The organism is Pseudomonas sp. SWRI68 (genome assembly GCF_014269165.1).
GTDB lineage: Bacteria > Pseudomonadota > Gammaproteobacteria > Pseudomonadales > Pseudomonadaceae > Aquipseudomonas > Aquipseudomonas capeferrum.
In genome coordinates, this window is the sequence record NZ_JABWRU010000002.1 from 361491 (window position 1) to 378557 (window position 17067).

The window sequence follows — 17067 nt, forward strand, 5'->3', positions numbered from 1 at the left end:
CTGCCGCCCATTACGGCTAAGCGAAAACCGTCACCGTCTGCCGGCTCAATGCCAGCAACTCGCCCTCTGCGGACCACAGCGCGGCGGCGGCATGCCCATAACCCTCACGAGCGTGCTCGGTCTCGACGCAATAGCGGCACCAGTCCAGTGTCGACAACTGCGGTATGGGCTGGATGAATTCGATGGTCCAGGTCAGTGTGCTACCCGCCGCCGGCCGCTTCAGGTACGGCAACAGGCTGGGCGGCCAGGCATCTACCAGTGCCAGCAGATGAGCCTCGTTCAACGGCTCGTCAGCGATGTCCCGCAAGCGTACCCAGCCCCCCATCTGCCGCGAATCGTTACCACTGAACGGCAGCCCACCAACCGCCCAACGCAGGGCTACATGGCGCATGAACTCTGGGGTCACACCTTTGATGTAGGGAAGCTCAGGGGCAGCCTGCTCCAGCGGCTTCATGGCAACCGCAGCCTTAGCCGGGACCTCGACCTCCGAGGAGCGACCCGCACCGAAATTGCCCTGCACCAGGGTGACGACCTGCCCCTCCTGCACCGCGCGGCCAAGCAAGGTACTGACCGCTTTGCCCTCACGCAGCACGTCGACCTCGAAACGGATCGGCACGTCAGCCGCAGCAGGCGCCACGAAACTGATCGCCAAAGAGCGCACAGGCCGATCATCGGCAAGCTTCAGGCGCATCGCTTCATAGACCATGGCGGCCATGAGCCCACCGAAGGCCGCGCGGCCCTGGGCCCATGACGCCGGTACCGAAACCGATTCAGGGTTGGCTCGAACGGCTTCGAGCAATTGGGTGAAGTTCATGGCAGGTGGGCTCCTGTGCCGTGGCGATCCGGGGCACGCCCTTCACGTGCCCTGCGTCGGGACATACTAACCAGCCACTCGGCTCCGTTCAGCCCGCATATCGGTCATTTGCCGGGCTATCGCTGTTTCAACGCCACCTGCAAGGCATCCAGCGTGACATCGGATTTGCCCTCGGCCTCCTGCAACTGCTGCTGCCAATCGAGCGTGCAGACTGCCAGATCGGCGTCCTTGCGCGCTTGCAACAACCACTGCAGACGGTCATGCCACGTACCCAGGTCGCTCTGTGCCTTCTTCAACAGACGTTGCAGTTTTTTCCCGGCATGTTCAAGTTGCGGGTAGGCCTCATCGCCATAGCGTGCCCGCTTGATCAACAACCGTAGCCGATGCCGATCATGGGCGGGGTCCGCCAATGCCTTGCGCAGCTTGCGCCATTGCTTGCCGAGGCGTTTGTCGATGCGCTTGGCCAGCGCATCTACCAGGCCTTCGCGATCAGCCGCGCGCAGGAACAACGGAAATGCATCGACGATCGCCAGCAGACGGGCCAGCTGTGCGCAACTCGCGACACTGGCAAAGGTACTGCCCCGCCCCGCCAACCGTCGCTGCGCCGCCTCATTCAAGCCCCGCCCGGACAATTCGGCCGCCAGCACCTCGCGGTCACGCAGCGGCGTCGTCAACGCCCCCAGGGCCTTGGCTGCGCCTTCCAGCTGTTCGACCCCCGGCAACCCCTGCAGCGGCCGCAGAAGGCTGCGCAAACGCCGTACAGCGATGCGCAGGTCATGCAATGCCTCGCTGTCGGTATCGGCAGCGAGGCGCTCACGGCAGGCCAGCAGGCGCACCTGCAAGGCCAGTATCTGTGACACCACGTGATCGACCATGGCAGACATGGGAAGCTCCTTGGTCAGCGGCCAGCGCGCGACTCACGAATGTAGAATCGCGCCTTCTCGGCCTTCTTGGTGCAACCTTCAAACCCCTCGAACTGCTGCTGGGTCTTGGCGCCGGTCAGCAGCGACAAGGCCTTGGAGTAACTGACAGTACCGGCGAAACCCTCGGCCTTGGCCAGGTCGAGCTCCTTCCAGGCGGCATCCAGCTGGGTTGCGCAGCTGTCACGGTAGGCCGTCTTGCCCGCACAGCCAGCAAGGGCCAGCGCAATCAGTGGAAGGCAGATCCAGGCTTTCATCGGTAATTCCTCAAAGTGAAAAGAGTGGCTGTTCGACGCACCTGCAATAGAAAAGTGCCCGCCAAGGCGCTTTGCTTAGCGTAGATCAGCGCGGTGTACATTGAAGCACAGGCAGCAATGGGTGCATTGTTAAACCATGGTTGCACAGGCTGAGGGAAAATCATGAGTAAACGCGTTGCGCTGGTACTGGGATCGGGGGGTGCCCGAGGGTATGCACACATCGGTGTGATCGAAGAAATCGAACGACGCGGCTACGACATCGCCTGCGTCGCCGGCTGCTCCATGGGGGCGGTGGTGGGTGGCATCTATGCCGCCGGCAAACTCGAAGAGTATCGCAACTGGATCGAAAGCCTCGACTACCTGGACGTCCTGCGCCTGGTCGATGTCAGCTTCCGCCTTGGCGCGATCCGCGGTGACAAGGTGTTCGGCCAGATCCGCAAGATCGTCGGCGAGATCAACATCGAGCAGTTGCGCATCCCCTACACCGCAGTGGCCACCGACCTTACCAACCAACAGGAAATCTGGTTCCAGGAAGGGTGCCTGCACCAGGCCATGCGCGCGTCTGCAGCAATCCCCAGCCTGTTCACACCGGTGATGCAAGGCAACCGCATGCTGGTCGACGGTGGCATTCTCAACCCGCTGCCGATCGTGCCGGTGGTGTCCAGCCACTGCGACTTGATCATTGCGGTCAACCTCAACGCTACCAACCAGAAGCAGTACCAGTTGCCGGTGATCGAACGCCCGGCGGCATTCAAGATGCGCTTCGATTCGCTGCTCAGCTCGCTGGGTTCACGCCTGCCCTTCCGGCGCAAGCCGGCGGAAGAGCTGATACGTATCGAACAGGAAATCGTCGCCGAAGGGCTGGCGCCGCCCAGCCCGTGGCTGGCAGGTACTGCAGACCCGGAAGGCCAGCAGCCTGCGGCGGCCCCCGAACGTGAAGGCGCACCCAAGTCTGCTACCGGGTCATTCATCATCGACAACGTGGGGCCTGCGTCGCTGCTGGACCTGATCAACCAGAGCTTCGAAGTGATGCAGACGTCGTTGGCGCAATACAAGATTGCAGGGTACCCGCCCGATGTACTGATCAACGTACCCAAGCGCGTGTGCCGGTTCTTCGAGTTCTACAAAGCACCGGAGCTGATCGCTCTGGGTCGGGAGATTGCGCGGGATACGCTGGATAACTATGAAGGGGTGAAGCGCTAGAGGGCCGCTCAGGCCAGAAACAAGACAGGCCGCATTACGCGGCCTGTCTTGTCATGCAACGATCACTCAGTAACGGGTGATATCAGCATTGGCTTCCAACTGCTTGCGGTAGGCAGCGAAGTCCTGCTGGCCGGCACGCGAAGCGAGGTAGCGGCGAATCTGCTGCTTCTCTTCGTCGGTGGCCGCAGCGCCTTCGTTGACCCCTTTGAGCTGCAAGACCACCAGGCTGCCGTCGCCCAGCACCACACTGGTGTAGACCGGCTTGTCCTTGGCCTGCGGCTTGCCCAGGCGGAACACTGCCTGCAGCTCGGCCGGGTCGATGCCGTCCTCACCACGGGTCACTGCCTCGTAGGTTTTCCAGCCCTGCCCCTCATGGACGCTGTCAGCGGCAATGGAGCCATCACGCAGGCCGGCAATCAGCTTGTCCGCCTTGGTCTTGAGTTCGGCTGTCGCCTTCTCCTTGGCCAGGTGTTCGCTGATGTTCTTGGCCACGGCTTCCAACGGCAGCTGTTCCGGCTTGCGGTGCTCCTTGACGCGCAGCACCACGGTGGTTTCCGGATCGAGTTCGATGGCGGTGCTGTTGGCAGCCTCCTCCAGCACTTCCTCCGAGAACGCCGCCTGAACCACCGCACGGTTGGCAGTGATACCTTCGCCACCCTCACGGCCGAACGCGGCGGAGGTGTGCACCTTCAGGTTCAGGTCCTGGGCAGGCTGAGCCAGGTCGGAAGCCTCGTAGGCGGCATCCTGCAACTGCTTGCTGGCGTCGACGTAGCGCTGTTCGACCAGCGGGGTCTTCAAGTCACGGGTCAGCTTGTCCTTCAGGCTGGCGAAGCTTGGCACCTGCGGCGCCTCGACACCCAGCAGCTTGATCAGGTGGTAACCGAACTCGGTGCGCACCGGGGCCGATACCTGGCCATCTTTCAACTGGTACAAGGCATCTTCAAAGGCCGGGTCGTACACGCCAGGGCCGGCGAAGCCGAGGTCACCACCCGTAGTGGCCGAACCTGGGTCCTGGGAGAACTCCTTGGCCAGTGCGGCGAAGTCTTCACCCTTGGCCAGGCGCTGTTCGATCTCTTCGGCACGGGCCTTGGCCTGGGCGTCGGTGACCTTGTCGTTGACCTCGATCAGAATGTGCGCGGCATGGCGCTGTTCGGCGAGGTTGGCGATTTCTTTCTCGTACTGGGCCTTGAGCTCGTCATCACTGACCTTGACCTGGTCAAAGAACACCGACTTCTTCAGCTCGATGTAATCGATGACAACCTGGTCAGGCGACATGAATTCCTTGGCGTGCTGGTCGTAGTGCGCCTTGACCTCTGCTTCGCTGACCTTGACCGCGGCCGGGTCGGCCTTGAAGGTCAGGGAGGCGAAATCGCGGGTCTGCTTCTCCAGGCGCGCGAACGCCTCGACCTGCTTGTCAGTGACGAAGCTGCTGCCGGCAAGGCCGGTACGCAGTTGGCCGATGAGCATTTCCTCGGCAAGCATGTCGCGGAATTGCAGGCGGCCATAACCCATCTGGCGAATGACCTGGTCGAAACGATCGGCGTTGAATTTGCCGTCAACCTGGAACTCCGGAGTCTGCAGGATCACTTGATCCAGCGCAGCCTCGGAGAAGGCGAACTTGGCGTCTTCGGCGCCCTGCAACAGCAGCTTGCGAGTGATCAGGCCCTTGAGCGCCTCATCACGCAGCAGCTTGTCATCCAGCAGCGCAGGGTCGAAATCCTTGCCCAACTGTTGGATCAGCTGGCGGCGCTGCATGTCGGTCGCCTGGCTCAGCTCGTTCTGGCTGATGGTCTGGCCGTTCACCTTGGCGGCGTCCTGGCTATGGCTGGCAGCCTGGAAAATGGCCTCGAAGCCGGTCAACGCCATCAACACGACGATAAGGCCGATGATGGTCTTGGCAATCCAACCTTGTGAATTGTCCCTGATATTTTGCAGCATGCGTCCCCCAGAAACGGCTGTACCACTGCGTCGACAACCGCGGAGCGTGGGTAGAATCCTGATAAAAGAAAGGCGCATCCGAGGATGCGCCTTTTCTTAGCAAACGTGTCAGGCGGGAACGTTTGCGACCCGCCTCACGTGCTCGAACCTGGCCAGGCCGGGTCCGGCTGAAAGAGACGACTTAGTTGACGGCGTCTTTCAGGCCTTTGCCAGCCTTGAAGCCTGGAACCTTGGCGGCTTCGATCTTGATAGCCTTGCCAGTTTGAGGGTTACGGCCAGTACGCTCGGCGCGATCCTTGACCGAGAAGGTACCGAAGCCAACCAGAACGACGTCGTCGCCTGCTTTCAGGGCACCCGTTACGGAGTCGATCACAGCATCCAGAGCCTTACCTGCGGTAGCTTTGGAAATGTCAGCCGATGCAGCGATAGCGTCAATCAGTTCCGACTTGTTCACTCTAAGTCCCCTTATTTCTCTAATGAGTTTGTTTCTAAGTATGTAATGAAAAGCGTATGTAACGTGCGCTGGGTGGCCTGATAACAATAGCGTGCCGCTTTATAGCAAGGCCCCGAAAAAACTGTCAAGGAAAGCCCCCCAGCTAAAAACTACTAATGCGTGCTGATTCTTTCCTTAGCATCGCTGTCGCGCTTCTCATCCTTTGCGACAATCTCCGGAGCCACATCTGGCAAGGGCTCCGGGGCGTATTGCAGCGCAATTTGCAGGACTTCGTCAATCCATTTGACCGGTTTGATCTGAAGATCCTGTTTGATATTTTCCGGAATCTCCTTCAGATCGCGGACATTCTCCTCGGGAATGATCACCGTCTTGATGCCGCCACGGTGTGCCGCCAGCAGTTTTTCCTTCAACCCACCAATGGCCAGGACCTGACCACGCAAGGTGATCTCGCCGGTCATGGCCACGTCGGCACGTACCGGAATCTGCGTCAGCGCCGACACCAGCGCGGTGCACATGCCGATACCCGCACTTGGGCCGTCCTTGGGCGTGGCGCCCTCGGGCATGTGGATATGCACATCGTGCTTCTCGTGGAAGTCAGCGGCGATGCCCAGGCTGCGGGCGCGGCTGCGCACCACGGTCTGCGCGGCAGTGATCGACTCGACCATGACATCGCCCAGGGAACCGGTCTTGATCAGCTGGCCCTTGCCGGGGATCACTACCGCCTCGATGGTCAGCAATTCGCCACCCACCTGGGTCCACGCCAGGCCGGTTACTTGACCGATCTGGTCCTGTTGCTCGGCTAGGCCGTAACGGAACTTGCGCACGCCCAGCAGGTGTTCGAGCTGCTCGCTGGCCACCTTTACCTTGACCTGCTTCTGCCCGGTATGTTCCTTGACCACCTTGCGGCAGACCTTGGCAATCTGCCGCTCCAGGCCCCGCACGCCGGCTTCGCGGGTGTAGTAACGGATGATGTCGCGGATCGCCGAGACATCGATCTCGAGCTCTTCCTTCTTCAGGCCGTTGGCCTTGACCTGCTTGGGCACCAGGTACTTGACCGCGATGTTGATCTTCTCGTCTTCGGTGTAGCCCGGCAGACGGATGACTTCCATGCGGTCCAGCAACGCTGGCGGGATGTTCATCGAGTTGGAGGTGCAGAGGAACATCACGTCCGAGAGGTCGTAGTCGACTTCCAGGTAGTGGTCGTTGAAGTTGTGGTTCTGCTCGGGGTCGAGTACTTCGAGCAATGCCGAGGCCGGGTCGCCACGCATGTCGCTGCCCATCTTGTCGATCTCGTCGAGCAGGAACAGCGGGTTGCGCACGCCCACCTTGGTCATCTTCTGGATCAGACGGCCCGGCATGGAGCCGATGTAGGTGCGACGGTGGCCACGAATCTCGGCCTCGTCACGCACGCCGCCCAGGGCCATGCGCACGAACTTGCGGTTGGTGGCGGCAGCGATCGACTCGGCCAGCGAGGTCTTACCGACGCCAGGCGGGCCGACCAGGCACAGCACCGGGCCGCGGATCTTCTTCACGCGCTTTTGCACGGCAAGGTATTCGAGGATGCGTTCCTTGACCTCTTCCAGGCCATAGTGGTCGGCATCAAGGATTTCCTCGGCCTTGGCCAGGTCCAGGCGTACCTTGCTCTGGGCCTTCCACGGCACCTGGACGAGCCAGTCGAGGTAGGAGCGAACCACCGTCGCTTCAGCCGACATCGGCGACATCTGCTTGAGCTTGTTCAGCTCGGCCTGGGCCTTGGTCAGGGCATCCTTGGGCAGGCCAGCGGCTTCGATGCGCTTTTTCAGCTCTTCGACTTCGTTATGGCCTTCGTCGCCATCACCGAGCTCTTTCTGAATGGCCTTCATCTGCTCATTCAGGTAGTACTCGCGCTGGCTGCGCTCCATTTGCTTTTTGACCCGACCACGGATGCGCTTCTCGACCTGCAACAGGTCGATCTCGGCATCCAGCAGCGCCAGCACGTGCTCGACGCGGGCCGTCAGGTCGACGATCTCGAGGATTTCCTGCTTCTGCTCGATCTTCAGCGCCATGTGCGCGGCCATGGTATCGACCAGGCGCCCAGGCTCTTCAATGCTGTTCAGCGACGACAGTACTTCGGCGGGCACTTTCTTGCCCAACTGCACGTACTGCTCGAATTGCGACAGCAGCGTGCGCACGAAGACTTCCGACTCGCGCTCGGCGGCATCGACTTCATCGATCAGGGAAACTTCGGCACGGATGTGCCCTTCTACTTCGGTGAAGCGCTCGACCGCACCGCGCTGCTCGCCCTCGACCAGCACCTTGACGGTGCCATCGGGCAGTTTCAGCAATTGCAACACGGTGGCAACGGTACCGACACGGTACAGGGCGTCTTCGCCTGGATCGTCATCGGCCGGGTTCTTCTGGGCCAGCAGCAGAATCTGCTTCTCGCCCGTCATCGCTGCCTCAAGGGCTTCGATGGATTTTTCGCGCCCCACGAACAGCGGGATGACCATGTGCGGGTAAACAACGACATCGCGCAATGGCAAAAGAGGCAAGTCGAGGGTGGTCTTCATGATTTCGCCTCTACAGCGGCCTTTATGGCCGGAAACCGGTGGAAATGATGCTTGGACCTAATGTGGGGGCACGCCTGGGAAATTACAAGCGCTTGCGCAGGAAAAGCAGAAAGGGGCCCGTAGGCCCCTTTCATTCTTGCTTGCAACCACCACCTGGTTATCGCCTGGATCAGGCGTCAGGTGCGGCCTTGGCTTGCGGCTCGCTGTTCTCGTAGATCATCAGCGGCTGCGAAGTACCCTCGATGACGCTCTCATCGATCACCACCTTGCTGACATCCTTCTGCGAAGGGATCTCGTACATGGTGTCGAGCAGCACACCTTCGAGGATCGAACGCAGGCCACGGGCACCGGTTTTGCGCTCCAAGGCCTTGCGAGCAACGGCCTTGAGTGCATCGCTGCGGAACTCGAGGTCGACGCTTTCCATCTCGAACAGCTTGGCATACTGCTTGGTCAGCGCGTTCTTCGGCTCGGTGAGAATCTGCATCAAAGCAGCCTCATCCAGCTCATCGAGCGTCGCCAGTACAGGCAGACGGCCGACGAACTCGGGGATCAGGCCAAACTTGACCAGGTCGTCCGGCTCGACTTCACGCAGGGACTCGCCAACTTTCTTGCCTTCTTCCTTGCTACGTACTTCTGCGCTGAAACCAATGCCACCCTTGGTGGAGCGGTTCTGGATGACCTTTTCCAGGCCCGAGAACGCGCCACCGCAAATGAACAGGATATTGCGGGTATCAACCTGCAGGAATTCCTGTTGCGGGTGCTTGCGCCCACCTTGCGGCGGAACCGAAGCAACGGTGCCTTCGATCAGTTTCAACAGCGCCTGCTGCACGCCTTCGCCCGATACGTCACGGGTGATGGACGGGTTGTCCGACTTCCGCGAAATCTTGTCGATTTCGTCGATGTAGACAATGCCCATCTGGGCCTTTTCCACGTCGTAGTCGCACTTCTGCAGCAGTTTCTGAATGATGTTCTCGACGTCCTCACCCACATAACCGGCTTCGGTCAGGGTGGTGGCGTCAGCAATGGTGAACGGTACGTTCAGCAGACGTGCAAGGGTTTCGGCGAGCAGGGTCTTGCCCGAGCCGGTAGGCCCGATGAGCAGGATGTTGCTCTTGCCGAGTTCGACTTCGTCGCCCTTCTTGTCACGCTGGTTAAGGCGCTTGTAGTGGTTGTACACCGCTACGGCCAGCACCTTCTTCGCGCGCTCCTGACCAATCACATACTGGTCCAGGATGCCGCTGATTTCTTTCGGCGAAGGCAATTTGTGCGCGCTGCTCTCGGCCTGGGCTTCCTGCACCTCCTCACGGATGATGTCATTGCACAGGTCGACGCACTCGTCGCAGATAAATACCGAGGGCCCGGCAATCAATTTGCGCACTTCGTGCTGGCTTTTGCCGCAGAAGGAGCAATAGAGCAATTTGCCGCTGTCCTCGCCGTTACGGGTGTCAGTCATTCGATCGATCCAATCCGGTAGGCTTGCAACACAAGATGAAGGCAATTGCGGGCTTTTTCAAGTCCGCAGGTAGGCGCTTTCGGCGCCCACCTGCTCTGGCCCCTGGGATCAGGAGGCCAGTTGCCGCTTGTCGTATACCGAGTCGATCAGGCCGTACTCGGCCGCGCGCGTGGCGCTCATGAAGTTGTCACGCTCGGTGTCGCGCTTGATGGTCTCCAGATCCTGGCCAGTGTGGTAGGCCAGCAACTCGTTCAGACGCGCCTTGATATTGAGGATTTCCTGGGCGTGGATCTCGATATCGGTAGCCTGGCCCTGGAAGCCGCCCAGCGGCTGGTGAATCATCACACGCGAGTTAGGCAGGCAGTGACGCTTGCCTTTGGCACCGGCAGTCAGCAGGAAGGCGCCCATGCTGCAGGCTTGGCCGATGCAGATGGTCGAGACGTCCGGCTTGATGAACTGCATGGTGTCGTAGATCGACATGCCGGCGGTGACAGAGCCACCCGGCGAGTTGATGTACAGATGGATATCCTTGTCCGGGTTTTCCGCTTCGAGGAACAACATCTGCGCCACGACGAGGTTGGCCATGTAGTCTTCTACCGGGCCCACCAGGAAAATCACTCGCTCCTTCAACAAACGCGAGTAGATGTCGTAAGCGCGTTCGCCACGGGCGGACTGCTCGATAACCATCGGGACCAGGCCGCCTGCGGCCTGGATGTCAGAGCTCTGCTGAATATAAGAATTGCGGGACATGTCCTGCGCTCACTCCCAAATAGTCATGGCTTGAATACGCACAAGCCAGCGCGAAGGCTGGCTTGTGGGGGTTTCCTACGAGAGTAGCGTATTACTCGGCTTCGGCAGGTGCCTCAGCGGGTTTTACGGCTTCTTCGTACGAGACCGATTTGTCGGTCACAGTCGCTTTCTGCAGAACAGTATCTACAACTTGCTCTTCCAGCACAACCGAACGGACTTCGTTCAGTTGCTGGTCGTTCTTGTAGTACCAGGAGATGACCTGCTCTGGCTCTTGGTAAGCCGAGGCCATTTCTTCGATCATCTCGCGAACCTTGCCTTCGTCCGGCTTCAGTTCGAACTGCTTGACCACTTCAGCGACGATCAGGCCCAGGACCACACGGCGCTTGGCTTGTTCGGTGAACAGCTCGGCCGGCAGTTGCTCAGGCTTGATGTTGCCGCCGAACTGTTGAACAGCCTGCACGCGCAGACGGTTGACTTCGTTCTCCAGCAGGGCTTTTGGCACTTCGATCGGGTTGGCGGCCAGCAGACCGTCCATGACCTGGTTCTTGACCTTGGCCTTGATCGCCTGACGCAGCTCACGCTCCATGTTCTTGCGAACTTCGGTGCGGAAGCCTTCCAGGGTCGATTCCTTGATGCCGAACTGGGCGAAGAATTCTTCGTTCAGCTCAGGCAGCGCAGGTGCCGAAACGCTGTTGACGGTGATGGTGAACTCGGCGGCCTTGCCGGCCAGGTCCAGGTTCTGATAGTCCTCTGGGAAGGTCACGTTGACAACGCGCTCTTCGCCAGCCTTGGCGCCTACCAGGCCATCTTCGAAGCCCGGGATCATGCGGCCCGAGCCCAGCACCAGCTGAGTGCCCTTGGCCGAACCGCCAGCGAATACTTCACCGTCTACCTTGCCGACGAAGTCGATGTTGACTTGGTCGTCGTTCTGCGCAGCGCGTTCAACGGTTTCGAAGCGGGTGTTCTGCTTGCGCAGCACTTCCAGCATGTTGTCCAGGTCGGCGTCAGCCACTTCGGCGCTCAGGCGCTCGACGTTGATCGACTCGAGGCCGGCAACGGTGAACTCAGGGAACACTTCGAAGATAGCGACGAATTCCAGGTCCTTGCCTTTTTCGAAGGACTTCGGCTCGACAGCCGGTGCGCCAGCCGGGTTCAGCTTCTGCTCGACCACAGCTTCGTAGAAGGAGGACTGGACCAGATCACCGAACACTTCCTGACGGGCGTCAGCTTCGAAACGCTGACGGATCACGCTCATCGGTACTTTGCCAGGACGGAAGCCTGCAACCTTGGCGCGACGGGCAGTCTGCTGCAGACGCTTGTTGACTTCGGTCTCGACGCGATCGGCCGGGACGGCGATGGTCATGCGGCGCTCGAGAGCGGAAGTGTTTTCAACAGAAACTTGCATGGATATTCCTCGTTGCACAGACGTTAGCCGGCGTTAGCCCGACTCCAGAATCAAGGGCAAGCATTCTAGTGAGTCGCGCAGCAGAAGTCACCCCACTCGGGACGACGGGAAACCACGCCGGTCGATTAACTTGCAGGGCACGTACGGCGTACCGTCGAGCCCGATTCACTTGAGGCTGCGCGCCACCTTGGGCGACCCGCAGCCGAAATACCTTGTCAAACAACTGCAGCCAACGAATTCGCCTTCTTTATTGAGGGTCGATTTCGTTGAACTGGCAGTACTCTTCCCAGGCCATGCCCAGCGCCTCAGCGACCTCGCGGTGCGTCTCCAGGCGCATGGCCTGCAGCTGCTCCGGGCTTTCGGCGATCAATTGCAGCGCCAGCTCCCAAGGTTCTATACCTTGCTCCTCGGCCGCATCTTCGAAGGCCCATTCGATCTGCTGGGCTTGCTCATGCGCATCCAGCTCGCGGATTTCTTCGAGCAGTTGCGGGTTGGCGTCGGCGAAGCGCTGCAGCGCCATGGCCTGACGGGCTTCTTTTGCAATCATGGGGTCTTTCCTCTGCCGACCGCAGGGCCGGTGCTTCAACCGGCTGAAATCTATCAGCTTTTATTGGGGCGCCACCAGAGGATTACAAGGGGGATCAGGTGGATTGCCAAACACTTTTCCGCCGCGCACAAAAAAAGCCGCAATCAGCGGCTTTTCTCGACACCCCACCACGCCCGCGTGGTGCAGACAAAACAAAGGCGCCTGATTTTGCAATCAAGGCGCCTTCGAAAAATATGGGGTGGACGATGGGAATCGAACCCACGACAACTGGAATCACAATCCAGCGCTCTACCAACTGAGCTACGCCCACCATATTGCGGTCTTGCGGTATGCTGCAAATGCAGGGTGTTACAGAAGCATGGTGCGGACGAAGAGACTCGAACTCTTACAGCTTGCGCCGCTGGAACCTAAATCCAGTGTGTCTACCAATTTCACCACGTCCGCGTAACGCTTAAAACAAAGGCGCCGGATCGTACAATCAAGGCGCCCCTGTAAAATATGGGGTGGACGATGGGAATCGAACCCACGACAACTGGAATCACAATCCAGCGCTCTACCAACTGAGCTACGCCCACCATATTGCGGTACAACTACTTGCTTGCCTAAGCTGCCTGATGGCGCACCCGGCAGGACTCGAACCTGCGACCATCCGCTTAGAAGGCGGATGCTCTATCCAGCTGAGCTACGGGCGCATAAGCGATCAGCCTAACCGAACGATGACTCAACAGCGAACTGCCAAACCACTCATTCTGCCCGACTTTGCCAACCAGTGCTAGGCAGTGCCCGACAAGTGCGGCGAATGTTATAGCCGAGCCGCTAGGTCGTCAACATCTTTTTCTAAAAAATTTAAATTATTTAAGGGCTTAGGGGATTTGCCCGACCACCCGCCTTTGCCCTCGGGCCGTGTCGTGCGAGAATGTGCGCTCTTTATTGTTTCCTTCTCGATGGTTAATCACGCGTCTATGACTGCACACCTAATCGATGGCAAGGCGATCGCCGCCAGCCTGCGCCAGCAGATCGCTCAACGTGTCGTGGAGCGTCGCCAGCAAGGCCTGCGCACCCCGGGCCTGGCTGTGATCCTGGTCGGCACCGACCCCGCCTCCCAAGTCTATGTCTCGCACAAGCGCAAGGACTGTGAAGAGGTCGGCTTCATTTCCCAGGCGTTCGACCTGCCCAGCGAAACCACGCAGCAAGCCCTGACCGAGCTGATCGACCGCCTCAATGACGACCCGGCCGTCGACGGCATCCTGCTGCAACTGCCGCTGCCCGCTCACCTGGACGCCTCGCTGCTGCTTGAGCGCATCCGCCCGGACAAAGATGTCGACGGCTTCCATCCGTACAACGTCGGCCGCCTGGCCCAGCGTATTCCGCTGCTGCGTCCCTGCACGCCGAAAGGCATCATGACCCTGCTCGAAAGCACCGGTCAGGACCTGTACGGCATGAACGCGGTCATCGTCGGCGCCTCCAATATCGTCGGCCGCCCCATGGCCATGGAGCTGTTGCTGGCCGGCTGCACCGTCACGGTCTGCCACCGCTTCACCAAAGACCTGGCCGGCCACGTCGGCCGTGCCGACCTGGTGGTCGTGGCCGCCGGCAAGCCGGGGCTGGTCAAGGGTGAGTGGGTCAAGGAAGGCGCCATCGTCATCGACGTGGGCATCAACCGCCAGGAAGATGGCAAGCTGGTTGGCGACGTGGTCTACGAGACTGCCTTGCCACGCGCGGGCTGGATCACCCCAGTGCCGGGTGGCGTCGGCCCGATGACCCGGGCTTGCTTGCTGGAAAACACGCTGTATGCAGCTGAAGAGCTGCATAAGTAAGAAAGCGTGATAAAAAACGGCACCGATTGCAGGTGCCGTTTTTTTTGCCTGCGGTTTATCGGCTGACTGTACCGACCTTTGCGCGGTCGTTAGCCGATCACTTGCGCGCCGCCTCCCACGACTTCAGCAGCTCGTTGTAGCTCACCGTCTCGCCCTTGGGCTTTTCGTTGGCCAGCTTAGGCTTCGGCGCGCCCGGCTGGTCGTACCAGTATTGGGCGTCCCGTTCCGGGTTGAGCTTCGGCGCACAGGTTGCCTGGGCATTGGAACGCTGCAGCCGCTCCATCATCCGGTCCTGATCACGGGCCAGGCCATCCAGCGCCTCCTGCGGGGTCTTCTCGCCGCTGGCCACTTCGGCGATATGGCTCCACCACAATTGCGCCAGCCGCGGGTAATCAGGCACGTTGGTGCCGGTGGGCGTCCATTGCACCCGTGCCGGGCTGCGGTAGAACTCCACCAGCCCGCCCAGCTTGGGCGCAAGGTCGGTCATCGCCTGGGAGTTGATGTCCGACTCGCGAATCGGCGTCAGACCGACGATGGTCTTTTTCAGCGACACCGTCTTGGATGTCACGAACTGCGCATACAGCCAGGCAGCCAGGCGCTGCTTCTCGGGGGTGGACTTGAAGAACGTCCAGGAGCCGGTGTCCTGATAGCCCAGCTTCATCCCCTCCTCCCAGTACGGCCCCTTGGGCGATGGCGCCATGCGCCACTTCGGCGTGCCATCGGCGTTGACCACCGGCAGCCCGGGCTTGGTCATGTCGGCGGTAAAGGCGGTGTACCAGAAGATCTGCTGGGCAATGTTGCCCTGCGCCGGCACCGGGCCTGCCTCGGAGAAGGTCATGCCCTGGGCTTCCTTGGGCGCGTAGGCGCGCATCCAGTCCACGTACTTCTGTGTTGCGTACACGGCCGCCGGGCCATTGGTATCACCGCCGCGGGTAACGCTGGAACCCACCGGGTGGCAGTCCTCCACGCGGATACCCCACTCGTCCACCGGCAGGCCATTGGGCAGGCCCTTGTCGCCACCGCCGGCCATCGAGAACCAGGCATCGGTAAAGCGCCACCCCAGCGACGGGTCCTTCTTGCCGTAGTCCATGTGGCCATAGACACGCTTGCCGTCGATTTCCTTGACGTCCTCGCTGAAGAATTGGGCGATGTCCTCGTAGGCCGACCAGTTCACCGGCACGCCCAGCTCATAGCCGTACTTCTCCTTGAACCTGGCTTTGAGCGCTGGCCGCTCGAACCAGTCGGCACGAAACCAGTAAAGGTTGGCGAACTGCTGGTCAGGCAACTGGTAGACCTTGCCATCCGGCGCGGTGGTAAACGAGATGCCGATGAAATCCTTGAGGTCGAGGGTCGGCGAAGTGTAGGCCTTGCCCTCGTTGGCCATCAGGTCGGTGATCGATTCGACCTTGCCATAGCGAAAATGCGTACCGATCAGGTCCGAATCGTTGACCCAGCCGTCATAGATGTTCTTGTCCGATTGCATCTGGGTCTGCAGCTTCTCGACCACGTCACCTTCCTGCAGCAGGTCGTGGGTCAGCTGGATGCCGGTGATCTCACTGAAGGCCTTGGCCAGCACCTTGGATTCGTACTCATGGGTGGTGATGGTTTCCGACACCACATTGATCTTCATCCCACGAAACGGTTCGGCGGCCTTGATGAACCACTTGAGTTCGGCCAACTGCTGCTCAGGTGTCAGGGTCGAAGGCTTGAACTCGCTGCCGATCCACCGCGATGCCGCATCCTCGTACTGGTCGGCCCACGCCGCGCCTGGCACGCTGGCCAGCACGAGCAACGCGGCCAGGGTCAAATGTCGCCTTTTGTCATTGTCATGGAACATTGTGATCTCCCGATTGAGTTATTCCCGGAGCCGTCGCTCAGCCCCAACGCAGCACCACCACAAGCCAGCCCAGCGACAGCAGCGAGGCCACCCACAACGGCCAGTCGCTGACCCCGACTACCAACAAGTGCAGGTAGGCGCTGACCAGCAAGCCAACGAACAACCGGTCGCCACGGCTGGTGACGATCGGCAGAAAGCCGCGCCGCTCCACACAGGGGTGGCGCAGTTCGAGCAGGGTCATGCACACCAGCAGCACACCGACGGCAGCGAAGAACAGCGCTGTCGGCAGGGTCCAGGCCATCCATTCCATGCGTTGCCCTCCTTACACCCGGCCAAGGGCAAAGCCCTTGGCCACATGGTTGCGGACAAACCAGATCACCAGCATGCCCGGCAAGATGGTCAGCACGCCGGCAGCGGCCAGCACGCCCCAGTCGATACCGGAAGCCGAAACGGTACGTGTCATCACCGCCGCGATCGGCTTGGCATTGACTGAGGTGAGGGTGCGCGCCAGCAGCAGTTCGACCCACGAAAACATGAAGCAGAAAAACGCCGTCACGCCGATGCCGGAGCCAATCAGCGGGATGAAGATCTTCACGAAGAAACGCGGGAAGCTGTAACCGTCGATGTAAGCCGTTTCGTCGATCTCCTTCGGCACCCCCGACATGAAGCCCTCAAGGATCCACACCGCCAGCGGCACGTTGAACAAGCAATGGGCCAGCGCCACGGCAATGTGCGTGTCGAACAGGCCGATCGAGGAATACAGCTGAAAAAACGGCAACAGGAACACCGCTGGCGGCGCCATGCGGTTGGTCAGCAACCAGAAGAACAGGTGGCGGTCGCCAAGAAAGCGATAGCGTGAGAAGGCATAGGCCGCCGGCAACGCCACCGCCAGCGAAATAAGCGTGTTCAGGCACACGTAGTACAGCGAGTTGATATAGCCGCTGTACCAGCTGGCATCGGTGAAAATGACCCGGTAATTGTCGAGCGTGAATGCCTGTGGCCACAGGGTCAGGCCGCCAAGGATCTCGGTGTTGCTCTTGAACGACATGTTCAGCAGCCAGTAGATCGGCACCAGCAGGAAGAAGAAGTACAGCAGCAGGGGCAATGCCTTGCGCGCGCTCAT

General features: G+C 60.3%; 15 protein-coding genes and 4 tRNA genes. 2 read left to right on the forward strand and 17 right to left on the reverse strand.

What is annotated here, in order from left to right:
- Nucleotides 1–16: 16 nt before the first annotated feature.
- From HU770_RS05230 to HU770_RS05240, 3 genes are all read right to left on the reverse strand, one after another.
- Nucleotides 17–814 carry a thioesterase family protein gene (locus HU770_RS05230; protein WP_186655154.1) on the reverse strand — a complete coding sequence of 266 codons (798 nt, stop codon included), beginning with the start codon at nt 812–814 and terminating at the stop codon, nt 17–19.
- 116 nt (nt 815–930) lie between these two features.
- Complete coding sequence (locus tag HU770_RS05235) at nt 931–1698, reverse strand: CHAD domain-containing protein (protein WP_095063659.1); 768 nt, start codon at nt 1696–1698, stop codon at nt 931–933.
- Between the two features lie 14 nt (nt 1699–1712).
- Nucleotides 1713–1991: a hypothetical protein gene (locus tag HU770_RS05240; RefSeq protein WP_027593946.1), complete on the reverse strand. Its 279-nt coding sequence runs from the start codon at nt 1989–1991 to the stop codon at nt 1713–1715.
- A gap of 162 nt (nt 1992–2153) precedes the next feature.
- Between HU770_RS05240 and HU770_RS05245 the strand changes: the two genes are divergently transcribed.
- Nucleotides 2154–3194 carry a patatin-like phospholipase family protein gene (locus HU770_RS05245; RefSeq protein ID WP_033699102.1) on the forward strand — a complete coding sequence of 347 codons (1041 nt, stop codon included), beginning with the start codon at nt 2154–2156 and terminating at the stop codon, nt 3192–3194.
- 66 nt (nt 3195–3260) lie between these two features.
- Here the strand turns inward: HU770_RS05245 and HU770_RS05250 are convergent, their stop codons facing one another.
- The 11 genes from HU770_RS05250 to HU770_RS05300 all read right to left on the reverse strand — a co-directional run bounded on the left by HU770_RS05250 (nt 3261) and on the right by HU770_RS05300 (nt 12982).
- The gene (locus tag HU770_RS05250; RefSeq protein ID WP_186655158.1) at nt 3261–5132 is read right to left on the reverse strand and encodes a SurA N-terminal domain-containing protein; all 1872 of its coding nucleotides are present in this window, start codon (nt 5130–5132) and stop codon (nt 3261–3263) included.
- A gap of 181 nt (nt 5133–5313) precedes the next feature.
- Nucleotides 5314–5586 (reverse strand): HU family DNA-binding protein, encoded by a 273-nt coding sequence (locus tag HU770_RS05255; RefSeq protein WP_016485887.1) that lies wholly within the window; start codon nt 5584–5586, stop codon nt 5314–5316.
- Between the two features lie 152 nt (nt 5587–5738).
- Entirely contained in the window at nt 5739–8135 is a 2397-nt protein-coding gene (gene lon / locus HU770_RS05260; RefSeq protein WP_186663202.1) for an endopeptidase La, read from the reverse strand.
- Nucleotides 8136–8304: 169 nt separating this feature from the next.
- Nucleotides 8305–9588 carry an ATP-dependent Clp protease ATP-binding subunit ClpX gene (gene clpX, locus HU770_RS05265; protein WP_033699106.1) on the reverse strand — a complete coding sequence of 428 codons (1284 nt, stop codon included), beginning with the start codon at nt 9586–9588 and terminating at the stop codon, nt 8305–8307.
- 108 nt (nt 9589–9696) lie between these two features.
- Complete coding sequence (gene clpP / locus HU770_RS05270; RefSeq protein ID WP_186655164.1) at nt 9697–10338, reverse strand: ATP-dependent Clp endopeptidase proteolytic subunit ClpP; 642 nt, start codon at nt 10336–10338, stop codon at nt 9697–9699.
- Nucleotides 10339–10429: 91 nt separating this feature from the next.
- Nucleotides 10430–11743, reverse strand: coding sequence for a trigger factor (tig, locus tag HU770_RS05275; RefSeq protein WP_033699108.1), 1314 nt, complete (start codon nt 11741–11743; stop codon nt 10430–10432).
- A gap of 247 nt (nt 11744–11990) precedes the next feature.
- Nucleotides 11991–12290: a DUF6388 family protein gene (locus HU770_RS05280; RefSeq protein ID WP_033699109.1), complete on the reverse strand. Its 300-nt coding sequence runs from the start codon at nt 12288–12290 to the stop codon at nt 11991–11993.
- A 234-nt stretch (nt 12291–12524) separates the two neighbouring features.
- A tRNA-His gene (locus HU770_RS05285) sits at nt 12525–12600 on the reverse strand.
- A gap of 49 nt (nt 12601–12649) precedes the next feature.
- Nucleotides 12650–12734, reverse strand: a tRNA-Leu gene (locus HU770_RS05290).
- A 55-nt stretch (nt 12735–12789) separates the two neighbouring features.
- A tRNA-His gene (locus HU770_RS05295) sits at nt 12790–12865 on the reverse strand.
- A 40-nt stretch (nt 12866–12905) separates the two neighbouring features.
- A tRNA-Arg gene (locus tag HU770_RS05300) sits at nt 12906–12982 on the reverse strand.
- Between the two features lie 270 nt (nt 12983–13252).
- On the opposite strand from HU770_RS05300, the gene folD reads away from it, so the two are divergent.
- Nucleotides 13253–14107, forward strand: coding sequence for a bifunctional methylenetetrahydrofolate dehydrogenase/methenyltetrahydrofolate cyclohydrolase FolD (folD, locus tag HU770_RS05305; protein ID WP_095063661.1), 855 nt, complete (start codon nt 13253–13255; stop codon nt 14105–14107).
- A 97-nt stretch (nt 14108–14204) separates the two neighbouring features.
- Here folD and HU770_RS05310 read toward each other — a convergent pair whose 3' ends face one another.
- The 3 genes from HU770_RS05310 to HU770_RS05320 are packed head-to-tail and all read right to left on the reverse strand — an operon-like array spanning nt 14205 to nt 17067.
- Entirely contained in the window at nt 14205–15944 is a 1740-nt protein-coding gene (locus HU770_RS05310) for an ABC transporter substrate-binding protein (RefSeq protein WP_033699112.1), read from the reverse strand.
- A gap of 37 nt (nt 15945–15981) precedes the next feature.
- The gene (locus tag HU770_RS05315) at nt 15982–16254 is read right to left on the reverse strand and encodes a DUF2160 domain-containing protein (RefSeq protein WP_047581170.1); all 273 of its coding nucleotides are present in this window, start codon (nt 16252–16254) and stop codon (nt 15982–15984) included.
- A gap of 12 nt (nt 16255–16266) precedes the next feature.
- Complete coding sequence (locus HU770_RS05320) at nt 16267–17067, reverse strand: carbohydrate ABC transporter permease (protein WP_033699115.1); 801 nt, start codon at nt 17065–17067, stop codon at nt 16267–16269.

Coding starts and splice junctions, on each gene's coding strand:
- HU770_RS05230 (WP_186655154.1), bottom strand. CDS start 814: ATGAACTTCACCCAATTGCTCGAAGCCGTTCGAGCCAACCCTGAATCG.
- HU770_RS05235 (WP_095063659.1), bottom strand. CDS start 1,698: ATGTCTGCCATGGTCGATCACGTGGTGTCACAGATACTGGCCTTGCAG.
- HU770_RS05240 (WP_027593946.1), bottom strand. CDS start 1,991: ATGAAAGCCTGGATCTGCCTTCCACTGATTGCGCTGGCCCTTGCTGGC.
- HU770_RS05245 (WP_033699102.1), top strand. CDS start 2,154: ATGAGTAAACGCGTTGCGCTGGTACTGGGATCGGGGGGTGCCCGAGGG.
- HU770_RS05250 (WP_186655158.1), bottom strand. CDS start 5,132: ATGCTGCAAAATATCAGGGACAATTCACAAGGTTGGATTGCCAAGACC.
- lon (WP_186663202.1), bottom strand. CDS start 8,135: ATGAAGACCACCCTCGACTTGCCTCTTTTGCCATTGCGCGATGTCGTT.
- clpX (WP_033699106.1), bottom strand. CDS start 9,588: ATGACTGACACCCGTAACGGCGAGGACAGCGGCAAATTGCTCTATTGC.
- clpP (WP_186655164.1), bottom strand. CDS start 10,338: ATGTCCCGCAATTCTTATATTCAGCAGAGCTCTGACATCCAGGCCGCA.
- tig (WP_033699108.1), bottom strand. CDS start 11,743: ATGCAAGTTTCTGTTGAAAACACTTCCGCTCTCGAGCGCCGCATGACC.
- HU770_RS05280 (WP_033699109.1), bottom strand. CDS start 12,290: ATGATTGCAAAAGAAGCCCGTCAGGCCATGGCGCTGCAGCGCTTCGCC.
- folD (WP_095063661.1), top strand. CDS start 13,253: ATGACTGCACACCTAATCGATGGCAAGGCGATCGCCGCCAGCCTGCGC.
- HU770_RS05310 (WP_033699112.1), bottom strand. CDS start 15,944: ATGTTCCATGACAATGACAAAAGGCGACATTTGACCCTGGCCGCGTTG.
- HU770_RS05315 (WP_047581170.1), bottom strand. CDS start 16,254: ATGGAATGGATGGCCTGGACCCTGCCGACAGCGCTGTTCTTCGCTGCC.
- HU770_RS05320 (WP_033699115.1), bottom strand. CDS start 17,067: ATGAGCGCGCGCAAGGCATTGCCCCTGCTGCTGTACTTCTTCTTCCTG.